Below are 13468 nucleotides of genomic sequence, written 5' to 3'. Positions count from 1 at the left end.
GCAAAACTTACTTCGTTAACAACTCATATAAGTCAGGAAGTACTTTGTTTAAACGCGAAGGCTGCCACTCAGCATTTACCCATACATGCTTCGTTCCACCCTCCACAAGCAGCTCTCCAGGCAGCTGCTGTCCTTCTTGTAGCTCAGCGGCGTGAAAATCAGACATCTCCACCCTTCTTATTTGCGATTCGAAGGAAAGCCGTACAGGCGAGTAATCAGAAATCCGCGTACATACAAGAACGGTATCATCATAACGAGCTGGTATCAAGTAACGGCATTGCAGATCGACAACCGGCAGAAGCAAACCGTGCTCCTCAATCGTTTTGTAATCATAACCCGCATTCCTTATCCATTCTGTACGTCCAACTTCAAACCAGGTTACATAATTACCATGAAATACGACACCCATTTGGTCAGTTTCCTGATAACGGACACGAATAGGATGCATAAACCATTTCGAATTTGATTCCATTAGACCCCTCCTACAACAACTTCATAACGTTATACTTCGCAGAGCAATGATTAACAAAAAGCGACGGTGAGATCACCATCGCTTTTTGTTTCGTTATATTTGTTTAAATAGGCTGCCCTATTATAGTACTTTTGATTGGCCGTGATAAATAACGCCAGTTTCAGCGTAAATCGTTACTTCCATACCATCTTGAAGCAATTCAGTTGCATTCTGTACTCCAAGAATTACAGGGATTCCAAGGTTTAGACCTACAACTGCAGCATGGCTAGTAATTCCGCCTTGCACGGTAATAACCGCTCCCGCTTTTTCAAATGCAGGCATATAATCTTTGTCTGTAGATACAGTAACTAGAATAGAGCCTTTAGTTGTTTTAGCGATAGCTTCCTGAGGTGTAGTCGCCACTACAATTTTACCTGTAGCCGTTTGGCTGCCGATACCTTGTCCCTGTGCCAAAAGCTCGCCGATATGGTGAATTTTGATAAGGTTAGTAGTTCCTGAGCGGCCAACTGGAACGCCTGCTGTAATAACAACAGTATCCCCAAGGCTAAGCAGGCCAGTGCTCATGCCGCCTTTAACCGCGTTTTCGAACATTTCGTCAGTCGTGTCAGCGTCAGGTCCTAAAATAGCCTTTACGCCCCAAATAAGGGAAAGACGACGCATAACTCTCTCATCTGGAGTTACAGCAATGATCGGTGACTTAGGCTTATACTTCGATACCATACGAGCCGTAAAGCCACTTTGTGTCGATGTAATAATTGCTTTCACATTTAGATCAAGTGCTGAGTTAGCCACCGCTTGGCTGATTGCTTCCGTAACAGACGTTTGCTGAGCATTCACTTGTTTCATGAAAATTTCACGATACTCAAGTGATTCTTCCGCGCGCTCCGCAATACGAGCCATTGTTTGTACCGATTCTACTGGGTATCTTCCCGCAGCTGTTTCACCGGAAAGCATAATAGCATCTGTTCCGTCGAAAATAGCATTCGCTACGTCACTTGCTTCTGCGCGAGTTGGACGCGGGTTGCGTTGCATGGAATCAAGCATTTGTGTTGCTGTAATAACCGGCTTACCTACGCGGTTACCTTTTTTGATCATGTTCTTTTGAACGAGCGGCACTTCTTCCGCAGGGATTTCAACACCCAGATCTCCACGAGCAACCATCAAACCGTCAGATACTTCAAGAATCTCATCAAGATTATCTACGCCTTCTTGATTTTCGATTTTGGAAATAATTTGTATGTGGCTTGCGTTATGACGCTCTAGAAGCTCACGAATTTCCAGCACATCGCTTGCTTTACGAACGAAAGAAGCTGCGATAAAGTCTACGCCTTGCTCGATACCGAACACAATATCGTTTGCATCTTTTTCTGTAATACCAGGCAATGAAATTTTCACACCTGGAACGTTAACGCCTTTTTTACTTTTAATTTGACCACTGTTTACGATACGGCATATGATTTCAGTACCCTTTACTTCCTCAACAGTCAATCCGATCAAACCATCATCGATTAGAATCGTGGATCCGATGGTTACGTCCTTCGGAAGGTCAGTGTAAGTAATAGGCACACGATTGATATCTCCCAAAATCTCTTCTGTTGTCAAAGTCACAACATCGCCTTGTGTTAATTCGATCGGCTCTTCTTTCAACTTACCAAGACGAATTTCAGGTCCTTTCGTATCAAGCAGAACGGCTACCGAAGTACCCATCTCAGCATTTGCTATGCGAATGTTCTTGATGCGGTTACCGTGCTCTTCAAAATCACCATGAGAGAAGTTAAGACGAGCAACGTTCATTCCTGCATTAATTAATTTCTTTGTGTTTTCCAACGATTCGCTGGATGGTCCAATCGTACAAACAATTTTAGTTTTACGCATGTTAGGTTTCCTCCGTTTATTGCCTGAATATACTGAACTGCACTTATAATGACACGATTTCCCACTGCTTGTACAGTGAAAAAATCGATTGTACACGAATGTTAGTTTGCCGTTGGTGTCGCTTCGGCTGCTTGATCAGTCTCTACCGAAGCTTCCTTTGTTGCTTGAACACCAGCTGCAGCATGCTCTGAATCACTTTGCACTTCTATCGTTTGCTCCTCAGCAATATGATAAGGACCTATCTTTCTAAATTTATTGTAACGGTCCTCAATCAGCTGCTCAGGGCTTAACAACATCAGCTCTTGCAAATGAACCCACAGCTTTTCTTTGAGCTGTTCGGCTTGAAAAGCAAGGTCGCGATGAGCGCCGCCTCGCGGCTCTGGAACGATGTCTTCAATAACACCAAATTCCAATAAATCCTTTGCCGTTATTTTCATCGCTTCGGCAGCTAAATCAGCCTTTGAAGCATCCTTCCAAAGTATGGATGCAGCGCCATTTGGCGAAATAACGGAATATATCGCATTTTCCAGCATAAGCACACGGTTGCCGACACCTAAAGCTAAAGCGCCGCCGCTGCCGCCTTCTCCAATAACGATACAAATGATAGGCACACCGAAACCAGCCATTTCCCGCAGATTACGTGCAATCGCTTCCGATTGGCCTCGCTCCTCTGCAGTGTTGCCCGGGTATGCGCCCTTCGTATCGATAAACGTAATGATGGGACGCTTAAATTTGTTTGCTTGCTCCATAAATCTTAGCGCTTTGCGAAAGCCTTCGGGATGTGGACTTCCGAAGAAACGCGCGATGTTCTCACGAGTATCCTTGCCACGCTGATGTCCGATTACAGTAACAGGCACACCATTTATTTTGGCAAGACCGCCGACAATAGCTAGATCATCAGCAAAGAGACGATCTCCATGCAGCTCAATGAAATCGGTAAATACCGTTTGGATAAAATCAAGCGATGTTGGACGCTGATGATGCCGCGCCATATGCATTTTTTGAGCAGGAGTCAATTCACTGTACAGCTCGTCTTCCATTTGCTTGCACTTATGCTCCAAACGTAAAATTTCTTCGGAGAAGTCTATCCCCTTCTCCTCGCTTAGGCCTTTAAGTTCAGTAATCTTCTGCCGCAAATCGACCAACGGCTTCTCAAAAGGCAACTCACCCGCCATGGGATATTCCCTCCCTTACGCAATGCATATCGAGCAGCTTTGCCAACGTAGGCTTCATATCTTTGCGGTGCACCACTTTGTCCAACTGTCCATGCTGTAAATTAAACTCAGCAGTCTGGAAGTTTTCAGGCAGCTTCTGACGGATTGTCTGCTCAATGACAATGCGACCAGCAAAGCCAATAAGTGCGCCAGGCTCGGCCAAATTGTAATCGCCCAAGCTCGCAAAGCTAGCCGAAACACCGCCCATAGTAGGATCGGTAAAAATCGAAATAAACAAACCACCGGCACCTTGAAATTTTGACAATGCCGCGCTTGTTTTGGCCATTTGCATTAAACTCAAAATGCTTTCCTGCATCCGAGCACCGCCGGAAGTCGAGAAAATAAGAAGCGGCAGCTGTTTTTCGTGAGCCGCTTCAATTGCTCGAGTTATTTTCTCTCCAACTACAGAACCCATACTGCCACTGAAAAAATCAAAGCTCATGACCGCAACCACAACTGGAAAACCACCGATCATGCCTTCTCCAGTTATAACCGCGTCGCGCAGATTCGATTTACTCTTCTGCTGCACAAGCTTGCTTGCATAACCCGGAAAGGAAAGCGGATCGACGGATTCCATATAAGCGTCATATTCAATCAAGCTGCCTTCATCAAGTGTCATACCGATTCGTTCCCATGCATTCAATCGGTAATGATGTCCACATGATGAGCAGACCTTTAAATTCTTTTCTAGCTCTTTGCTGTACTGAATGGTGCCGCATTTGGAGCACTTATTCATTATGCCTTCCGGAATATCACGTTTACGCTCCGAAGGTATGGTCGCATATTTCTTCTTTGTAAATAAATCTTTTATCTGCACGTGTGACACCTCTCAAGGCGCAATAGTATAGAGCTAACCATCATGACCGCATAATGGAGTTGAAAACTTCCTGAACTTCCTCCAGCTCGCCAGACGGAACTAGTATCTCGTATTGCTGTTTAGACAGATTAACAGAACGGACCTTCACCAGAAAACCTTCCTCTGACAGCCGCTTCTTGATGTTATCTGCGATTTTTGCTGTTGGTGCGATATAAATGACCGTCCACATTATGGTACCTCCTGAAAACTTTGCAGCAGCAAAGCTCACTTCCTAAGCATAGCTATTTCCCGGTAACAGGCCATATGATCTCATAATGATACCATAGTCATGGCGAATCCGGCAAATCATACCGGACAGCTTTTGGGTCCTGATGAGCAATTCTCGCGGACGCTGCTGCGGCTAATCCCGCTACCAAGTCATCCAAAAACACGTGAATTCGTTCGCCCTTCATGTTCAGTTGACGAATAATGCCGGGTTTTACTTTATCTAAATATCCGAAACTCGTCAATCCAATCATTCCATAAACATTTGTAATTCCAAGCGCGAGCGTTTCGTCAACGCCATATAGTGACTCGTCATTTTCCATAATAGACTGCAGCGGTTCAGGCAACAAACGGCGCTCTGCGAGCTCATCAAGTGCTATGCCTGTATACATGACATATTGCACCTCTCTTTTCTCCAGTACCGTTCGCACGCTTTCCTCGCATTCCTCCATTGTTAAGTCGCCATTGTATGGACGCTGCAGCGTATATACAATCTCCGTCACATCAGCAACCGACACACCGCGTTTCAGAAGCCATTTCTCGATCCCTGTCATCATGCAAATCCCCTCCCGTAACTGCTTGTACGTTCATCTCAGAAACAGGGCGAACCGGCGGTGAGTAATCTCACTTTTGTATGCCGTTTTCGCTTGTATCTCTATACATATGCGCGTACAAGCTATTACGTGCCTGTCAAATAAAAACATTTTTCGGCAAGCGTAAACGGCTGTCACCGTATACTACGGAATTTATAAGAGACAGGTTTGCTTCAATGCTGCAAGGGATCAACTATTTTATAACAATCGCGCCTTCCCCGAACAGCTGTTCAACGGCGCTAACAAGCTGTGGAGATGGCTTCACCCGATAGTTATTACTAAGCGCTATGGACTTCTGTCCCTGCTCATAAAATAAAACCGTATCGAGCTGACCCGCATGAGTCGATAATAATTGCTTGAGCTTATCCAGCATATCCGGCTGTTCATGGGCCGCCGCGATCTTAATGTAAACGCGCTGCCGTTTTCTTTCTGCTGGCTGCTGACGTTCTGGAGCAGCTTGATCCGCTTGCTTCTGCGGCGTCTCCGATACTGTCCTATGTATTACTTTCTCGGCAGAGCTCGTACGCGATGCGCGAGCTTTCGCCTGCCGCTGCAAACGTCTCACCTGATCAGCCAGGTCAATGCCTGTAGAATTAAGAGGAACAATATCTTCGACAATCAGCTTAAAGTCATCATCCTGCTGCTGAACCGTTGCCTGGACGATTACTAGACCGCCCTTCTCAAGCTTGCTCTCGCACCGTTTCCAAACGGCCGGAAACACAACGGCTTCCACTCGCATAATGCGGTCCTCCAGCTCGAGAAAACCCATCGCGTTGCCTTTTTTATTCGTAAAAGGCTTGAGTGATACAATCATGACTCCGACAATTGCTATCGAACCATCCGGTGCGTCATTAAGCTCAACCAATCGATCGAGACCCAGCAATTCGAGCTGCTGCTCCGCGTCATCAAGCGGGTGGCCCGACAAATACAATCCTAGCAGTTCACGCTCGAATTCCAGCTTCTGAGAGATGGTGAACGGCCGTACATCCGGCAGCTCTACGTCCCAGTTTTGAACTTCCTCTAATCCAAACATCTCGATTTGCAGCTCTTCGCTTTCTTTGCGCCATTTGAGCGCGGCTTCAACTGTCTCCTCAAGCGCGGCTAAAAGCTGTGCCCGGTGACTTGGAAGAGAATCGCAAGCTCCTGCTTGAATAAGCGACTCCAGCACTCGTTTATTTACTATGCGTAAATCAACACGCCTGCATAGATCAAGCAAGCTATCAAATGGTCGTTCTCCGCGTTCCTTCTTCAGCGCTTCAATCGCCTGTGTGCCTACATTTTTGATAGCTGCCAATCCAAAACGAACTGCCTTTCCTACGGGCGTGAATGAAACGCTGCTTTCATTCACATCTGGCGGCAGCACCTCAATCCCCATCCTGCGGCATTCATCCACGTATTCCGCCGTCTTCCGTTGATTGCCATTTACAGAAGCGAGCATAGAAGCCATAAAAGGAACCGGATAGTGCGCCTTCAGCCACGCTGTTTGAAACGCTAGCACGCCATAAGCCGCTGCATGGGCACGAGGAAAGCCATAATCCGCAAAACGTACAATCATATCGTAGACATGATTCGCCTCTGCTTCCGAATAGCCTTGTCCCAAGCTGCCCTTTACAAAATGTCCTCGTTCCTCATCCAGCACCTCTCGCTTTTTCTTAGATACAGCTCGGCGCAGCAGATCTGCTTCTCCAAGCGAAAAGCCAGCCATCAACGAAGCAATTTGCATAATTTGTTCTTGATACACAATGATTCCGTAAGTATCAGCAAGCACCGTCTCAAGCGTAGGATGCGGGTACTCGACTGTAATTTGACCATGCTTGCCTTGAATGTATTTGGGTATAAACTCCATCGGTCCCGGGCGGTACAAAGCTAGTACCGAGACGATATCCTCAAATCCCGTAGGCTTCATTTCACGTAAAACACGCCGCACTCCCGCCGACTCCAGCTGAAAGATACCCGTTGTATCGCCGCGACCAAGCATCGCGTACGTATCAGGGTCTGCATCGCTTATCATACGAAAATCAATTTCTTTGCGGTAAAGCTCCTTCACCCAGTGCAGTGTGCGTTCTAAAATCGATAATGTACGAAGTCCGAGAAAGTCCATCTTGAGAAGACCGATTGCTTCTAAATGCTCCATTGAATATTGGGTTAGAGGTATCTTCTCGCTTCCCATCTGCAAGGGGGCATAATGTGTGAGCGGCTCCTGCGAAATGACAACACCTGCCGCATGCGTTGAAGCATGGCGAGGCATGCCCTCAACTTTCATGGCCATTTGAAGCATGGCATTCGTTTTGGGCTGACGCTCACAGGCTTCTCGCAAGTCCGTACTCATGCGAAGTGCTTCCTCAAGCGTAATTCCTAATTGATTTGGTATTAGCTTCGCCGCGCGATCTACCTCTTGAAAAGGTACATTCATCGCGCGGCCGACGTCCCGTACAGCAGCCTTCGCTGCCATAGTACCGAATGTGATGATTTGTGCTACATGATCGTCCCCGTATTTGGCTGCCACATAGGCAATTACTTCATCCCGCCGTTCATCATTGAAGTCGATATCAATATCGGGCATCGTAATTCGCTCCGGATTAAGAAAGCGTTCAAACAACAGCTTATATTTAAGGGGATCGACATCGGTTATTTTCAAAGTATAGGCAACCAAGCTGCCCGCAGATGAGCCCCTTCCGGGACCGGTGCGTATTCCCCGCTCATGTGCAAATCGAATGAAGTCCCATACGATCAAAAAGTAATCGCTAAAGCCCATTTTATCGATTACGGAAAGCTCATAATCCAGACGCTTCTCCGCCTGCTTGCGGTATTCCGCATCGTTGATCCACTCTGTTAATCCTCCATATCGAGCCATCAGCCCATCGCGGCAGAGCGTTATTAGATACTCCGATGAGCTCATACCTGCCGGAACTGGACTGAATACCGGAAGCGGCGCGCGGCCAAGCGTTAGCTCAAAGCTGCATTTATCGGCGATTTCCGCTGTATGAGCCAATGCTTCCGGAACATGGCGGAACAGCAATTCCATTTCGTCCGCTGATTTCATATAAAGCTGATTGGTAGGCATTCGCATTCGATCGGCGTCATCAACCGTTTTGCCTGTTCCGATGCAGAGCAGCACGTCCTGTACAGCAGCGTCTTCCTGTCTTAAGTAATGAACATCATTTGTCGCCGCTAGCTTGATACCAGTCTCACTCGCCAACTTGATCATCGCTATCGCGACTTTCTTCTGGTCGATCATTCCGTGATCCTGGAGCTCCAAATAGAAATCGTCCCCGAATATATCCTTATAGCGTAAAGCCGCATTACGCGCTTCATCATGTCGGTCATGAAGCAAATGCTGTGAAATCTCGCCGCCTAAACAGGCGCTTAAACAAACAAGCCCTTCCGAATATTCGCGAAGAACCTCCAAGTCCACCCTTGGCTTATAGTGGAAACCTTCTAAGTGTGCGATCGTGCTTAGCTTCATTAGGTTTCGATAGCCTGCTTCGTTTTTGGCTAATACGATCAAATGATAGGTGGGATTCTCTTTACGTGTGCCTTTCTCAAAGCGTGAGCCAGTCGTTAAATACAGCTCACACCCAATAATCGGCTTGATGCCGTGTGCTGTGCACGCTCGGTAAAACGGTACCGCTCCATACATAACGCCATGGTCGGTTAAGGCAAGCGCCTTCATGCCTAGCTCCGAGGCTCTCGCTGCTAGATCGCGGATTCTCGCGGCGCCATCGAGCAGGCTAAATTCGCTGTGAACGTGCAAATGCACGAAAGATTGTTTGTTGTCAGCTCTCATCGCAACCGTTCCTTTCCGCTTCATCCGAATTAGTTACTTCTATTTTATCATAATAGAGGTGGACACGCCCATAGAATGGTAGCAGTGAGTTTTGCTTCCGCAAAAATAGCCTCTCCGTATTGGATCTAGAAAGAATGTCATGTGGGAATGAGGGAAACTCAATTTTTAGTGAGGCTAATCTCATTAAAAACAAGCATGGAGAGTGCAGTGTTCTATATTGTGAGGAAAACCTCACTCCCCATGAGGGTAGCTTCATCGCTAGTGAGGTTTTCCTCACTAATACAAAAAATGAGAAACAGTTGCTTTTAATATAGTGAGGCTAACCTCCTACTTATTGAGATTTCCCTCACGTACCTACGAAACTCGTCCATAGTGGTTCGCCTGTCTAACATCAATTCATAATTAAAGTAGGAAGTAAGCTGTTTAGATGGCTCAAGGAAGTCCTTGTTCCATTTTACTCGGGGAATGCCGCAAGGCTATTAAACTTTAAGGAGGAGAAAATAATGAGCTATTTTTTGTCCAAGGCAGGACTTGATTTCTTCATTGCTTTCGGAGTTGTGATGGGTGGCTCGATGCTCGCGGGTATTGGATCCGTCTTTATGCTTCTCCCGCCAGGCACCACTATGCTGGATACTGCTGCAAGATTAAAAATATGGGCTATCGTTGCCGCTATCGGCGGGTCGATTGATCCGGTCAGAGTCATTGAGAGCAATATTATGGCCGGTCAGTTGTCCCCAGCTGTCCAGCAGATTTGTTATATTTTGATTGCTTTTCTTGGGGCTCATTTAGGAACGGAACTCGTTCGCTTAATATGCAAAGGAGTCGTATAGGCGATGCGAGTTCCGCCATTTGATCGTTATGTGAGAGGCTTGCAATTGATTGGGGTGCTGATGCTGGGCATCGTTATCGGGGCAATCCTTTATAATTCCATTTATGTCGCTCAGTTTGAAAAGCTGGTTTCTCTAAAGAGTGAGCTTGAGGTACAGCTTGACCAATATGAGCTGGATATTAAACAACTAAAAAAGTTCAAAAATCAGCATACGGTTATTAAAAGCATCCTTCCTCGTATTGAGGAGGAGGCCGGTCAAAATCCAAACAAACCAGACCTCGATAATGCAACAGAGGTCGAGCTTCTTAAACGTATCAAAGAGGATCTATCCAGCTTTTACGGTCAAAGCGTTTACGAAATTGATTCCAACGCGCTATTCGCCCGCAAAATACTAGAACGCAAAGTGTATACCGATGTGTATAACAAAGATTATATGATCGAAGTAAAGACCGTGCTTATTGCCGAAAACGTGCTCCATGTGTGGGTTAAGGTTCGAATCTACGCGAAGCCTCCGATCTAAAGCGCTCGGCAGCGTTTCGTGATACAATATAAGCTGTCTACTCACTATTTTAATGCTGCCATCACATTTAAGGAGCTGCTTCACAATGACAATGGACCAACTGATGCAATGGCTATTGGCGCCTGGTATATTCATTACCTTGATTCTTTCGGCTATATTCAGTTTCAAGTCACGGCGCTCAGCCGACGCAAGAAGTCGCGGTGTTTTCACTGCTAGAATGAACGTGAGCATGGGAATTATGCTGCTGCTCATTGCAGCCGTCCAGCTGTTTATGTCCGGCGAATCCACTCTCCGTATCGTAATCGGAGCTATATTCATGCTGCTCGGCGTGTTCAATCTATTTGCAGGATTGCGCAATCTTAGCGCTTACCGCGTGATGAAGGGTTAGTTCAGCTATTAGTAGGGATCAATCATCTGAGCCGTCAACATCGCTTTGGCGGCCAAACCTTTCATATCCTTCACTTCGATTTCAAGCTTCGTAAATTTCCGGCTCATCTCGAGCGCCCGAGGTATAATCGTAATTTCACTGTCAATTTGAACTGGTCTTACAAAATAAGTAGTCATACTCTCGAGCAAATAATCCCGCTTCGCCGTATCCCGAATCATTCTGCGAGCCGCTTGTGTCATTAATGTAGCAAGCAGTCCTTCCGAAACCATTCCTAGCGCGCCGGACATTTGCGGCGTAATTGTCCCTTTATAGGCAATTCCAAGCTCATCTTGACCTTGAAGCGTTGCATCTACGATAAAACCTGACCACATCAAGTCCTCAAACGTTTCTCCGGATTCGGGCTGTTTACCTGCGAATCGCATCGCGTCGAGCACCTCTTGTCTCGTAACAACGCCGAGCAGCTTACGATGTCTATCGACAATCGGCAGCAGATCAATCCCTTCCGCGGCCATCGTATGCGCGGCTGAGGTGACGGTAATATTCGGCGCTGCCGTAATGGGCTGCTTTGTCATAAGTCGATCAACAGATCCTTCACCCGGCGAGCCTACCGCGTCCTTAGCTGTCATCATACCTATAACCTTGCTTCGCTCGTCTACTACTGGAAATCGTGAATAACCGGTTTCTTTAGAGAGCTTATGAAAGTCGAGTATAGTATTGCTTGCATGCAAAACATCCGCCGGTCGACTAAACGTCACAATATCCTCAATCAGCATAATCTTCCGTTTAATAAGCCGATCATACATCGCGCGGTTAATCATTGACGCAACTGTAAATGTATCATGGCGGGAAGACAGAACAGGAAGTGCCCGCTCATTGGCTAGTTCAATCACTTCAGGACTCGGTTCGAAGCCACCGGTAATAAGCACACCCGCCCCTTCTTCCAGAGCACAGCGATGCGCATCGATTCGGTTACCGACAATAAGCAAACTCCCTTGGTCAATGTAGCGAAGCATCGCATCCAGCTCCATCGCGCCTATAACGAACTTATGAAGGGTTTTGTCTGAGCCTTCCGCGCCGCCAAAAAGTCGCCCTTCAACAATCTCAGCAACCTCGCCAAATGTAAGCTGATCAAGCGCCTCCCGGCGTTTGCGATCGATCCGAACGGTTCCGATACGCTCCTTCGTACTAACAAGACCCGAGCTTTCCGCTTCTTTAATCGCTTTGTATGCGGTACCTTCACTAACACCTAGATCTTTTGCGATTGCCCTCACCGATATTTTTGTTCCAATCTTCAAGCTTTGAATATAGTGCATGATTCGCTCATGCTTTGTACTCGTTTCGACTCCCGTTCCAATTAGATTCACCTTTATTCCTCCGTCCCACGTACTATCATCTCATCTCATTATAGGAGAAAGCGAGAAACAAGTCATGTTCCTGCAAGGACTGTACGGGAAATCATTTATACCACTGCAAAATTACCTTCTCTACTTTCAGCTTCCCATCGATAATTTGATCATGTTTGCCCTTTAGCTTCCATTTTTTGAATAGCTGCTGAATCGTTTGCACGTTTATCGCAATCTCAGCACCCTCCATAATAAATGCATGCCAATCGTATGCAATAGGTATTGGATAACGTAAGGATTGGATCAGAAGATTATCAAATTCAATGGTTTGCGGGGGAATTTCTTCATATACGTTAGAGAATAAAAATGAGCCTTGTTCACTGAAGGGTCTTGAGATGTATTCCGATTTAATATCTATTACATACTCTACGATTTGAGTATGCGGATTCACGCGACAGCTGAACGAACCTCGAGCCGTCACTGTTTTGCCAACACGATGGGATAATTGATAAGTCAATTGAACAAAAAAAGGGACATTGCAATAATACTCACGAACTTTACGAAAAAACTCAAATTCATCAACCATCAGTCTACCTCCTCACAGCATTCTGACTTGATCAGTTGAAATCGTCCTATTTCCCTATTACTTCCTATCCGGTAAATGGTAAAACGATCCTTTTAAGGTAATGACAATAATAGAATCATACTTTTTTACACAATTATAGTAAATAGTCCATCTATTAGTCAATGACTATAGTCATTAAAAATAATATACTCTATAGAATGTTGTTGGTGAGCTAGTAAAGCTCTATCGTTAGGCTGAGGTGACATAATGAGTGGGATTTCAGAGCTTATAGGAGAAAACATTCGGCTGCTGAGAAAAGAAAGAGGTCTCAGTCAGGAGCAATTGGCTCTACGCGCGGAAATAAACGCGTCATATATGGGGCAGGTCGAACGTGGAGAGAAAAATCCAACAATAGATGTGCTCAGCAAAATCGCGCAAGCGCTTAATAAGCCAATTGAACAAATCGTAAATGTGACAATTGACAGTCAATTAGCAAATCACGACAACAGCTATGCCGATAAAATCGCGCATCAATTAATCGGGCTTAGTGTGAAGGAACAAGAAGCCGTATACAAGTTTGTGAAACAGCTCGTACAATTTAAAGAGATAGAGTAAGCATAATCGGCAGTAGCCGTCCTTTATGGAAATAGCATGTATAGCTATGAAAAAAAGATGCAATGGCAATTAACGGAGGCCACTGAAAAAGTCTATATCTTATAAACAGGATACCCTTCCTCGATTTTTACGAGGAAGGGTATCCTGTTTTCCTATATAATTAAATTATTAATTTCAGGTGGTGTC

The 13468-nt window shown here is 45.8% G+C and carries 13 protein-coding genes; 4 read left to right on the top strand and 9 right to left on the bottom strand.

Going from position 1 to position 13468, the window contains the following annotated elements; all coding sequences use genetic code 11:
* Positions 1 to 7: 7 nt before the first annotated feature.
* The 7 genes from AC0YN7_RS20410 to AC0YN7_RS20380 all read right to left on the bottom strand — a co-directional run bounded on the left by AC0YN7_RS20410 (position 8) and on the right by AC0YN7_RS20380 (position 9046).
* Positions 8 to 472, bottom strand: coding sequence for an acyl-CoA thioesterase (locus AC0YN7_RS20410; RefSeq protein ID WP_475811877.1), 465 nt, complete (start codon positions 470 to 472; stop codon positions 8 to 10).
* Positions 473 to 592: 120 nt separating this feature from the next.
* Complete coding sequence (gene pyk, locus AC0YN7_RS20405; protein WP_475811876.1) at positions 593 to 2347, bottom strand: pyruvate kinase; 1755 nt, start codon at positions 2345 to 2347, stop codon at positions 593 to 595.
* A 101-nt stretch (positions 2348 to 2448) separates the two neighbouring features.
* Positions 2449 to 3522 (bottom strand): acetyl-CoA carboxylase carboxyltransferase subunit alpha, encoded by a 1074-nt coding sequence (locus AC0YN7_RS20400; RefSeq protein WP_475811875.1) that lies wholly within the window; start codon positions 3520 to 3522, stop codon positions 2449 to 2451.
* The gene (gene accD, locus AC0YN7_RS20395; protein WP_475811874.1) at positions 3512 to 4378 is read right to left on the bottom strand and encodes an acetyl-CoA carboxylase, carboxyltransferase subunit beta; all 867 of its coding nucleotides are present in this window, start codon (positions 4376 to 4378) and stop codon (positions 3512 to 3514) included. The genes AC0YN7_RS20400 and accD overlap by 11 nt, the downstream gene beginning before the upstream one ends.
* A gap of 40 nt (positions 4379 to 4418) precedes the next feature.
* A complete protein-coding gene (locus AC0YN7_RS20390) occupies positions 4419 to 4607 on the bottom strand; it encodes a glutamate decarboxylase (RefSeq protein ID WP_475811873.1) in 189 nt (62 codons plus the stop codon).
* Between the two features lie 97 nt (positions 4608 to 4704).
* Positions 4705 to 5199, bottom strand: coding sequence for a phosphatidylglycerophosphatase A family protein (locus AC0YN7_RS20385; protein WP_475811872.1), 495 nt, complete (start codon positions 5197 to 5199; stop codon positions 4705 to 4707).
* Between the two features lie 229 nt (positions 5200 to 5428).
* A complete protein-coding gene (locus AC0YN7_RS20380; protein WP_475811871.1) occupies positions 5429 to 9046 on the bottom strand; it encodes a DNA polymerase III subunit alpha in 3618 nt (1205 codons plus the stop codon).
* Between the two features lie 479 nt (positions 9047 to 9525).
* Between AC0YN7_RS20380 and AC0YN7_RS20375 the strand changes: the two genes are divergently transcribed.
* From AC0YN7_RS20375 to AC0YN7_RS20365, 3 genes are all read left to right on the top strand, one after another.
* Entirely contained in the window at positions 9526 to 9852 is a 327-nt protein-coding gene (locus AC0YN7_RS20375) for a YtrH family sporulation protein (protein WP_475811870.1), read from the top strand.
* A 3-nt stretch (positions 9853 to 9855) separates the two neighbouring features.
* Positions 9856 to 10371, top strand: a complete 516-nt coding sequence (locus tag AC0YN7_RS20370) for a sporulation membrane protein YtrI (protein WP_475811869.1) — start codon at positions 9856 to 9858, stop codon at positions 10369 to 10371.
* Between the two features lie 85 nt (positions 10372 to 10456).
* Entirely contained in the window at positions 10457 to 10759 is a 303-nt protein-coding gene (locus AC0YN7_RS20365) for a YtpI family protein (protein ID WP_475811868.1), read from the top strand.
* A gap of 8 nt (positions 10760 to 10767) precedes the next feature.
* Here AC0YN7_RS20365 and AC0YN7_RS20360 read toward each other — a convergent pair whose 3' ends face one another.
* Both AC0YN7_RS20360 and AC0YN7_RS20355 read right to left on the bottom strand, forming a co-directional pair.
* On the bottom strand, positions 10768 to 12072 hold the full coding sequence (locus AC0YN7_RS20360; protein ID WP_475812074.1) for a DRTGG domain-containing protein: 1305 nt from the start codon (positions 12070 to 12072) through the stop codon (positions 10768 to 10770).
* A 142-nt stretch (positions 12073 to 12214) separates the two neighbouring features.
* Positions 12215 to 12688: a hypothetical protein gene (locus AC0YN7_RS20355; protein WP_475811867.1), complete on the bottom strand. Its 474-nt coding sequence runs from the start codon at positions 12686 to 12688 to the stop codon at positions 12215 to 12217.
* Positions 12689 to 12934: 246 nt separating this feature from the next.
* On the opposite strand from AC0YN7_RS20355, the gene AC0YN7_RS20350 reads away from it, so the two are divergent.
* A complete protein-coding gene (locus AC0YN7_RS20350; RefSeq protein ID WP_475811866.1) occupies positions 12935 to 13282 on the top strand; it encodes a helix-turn-helix domain-containing protein in 348 nt (115 codons plus the stop codon).
* The last annotated feature ends 186 nt before the right edge of the window (positions 13283 to 13468 follow it).

It is taken from the genome of Paenibacillus sp. J31R122 (genome assembly GCF_056269185.1).
The sequence above is the reverse complement of the archived record's forward strand: the minus strand, read 5'-3'. Positions and strand labels throughout refer to the sequence as shown.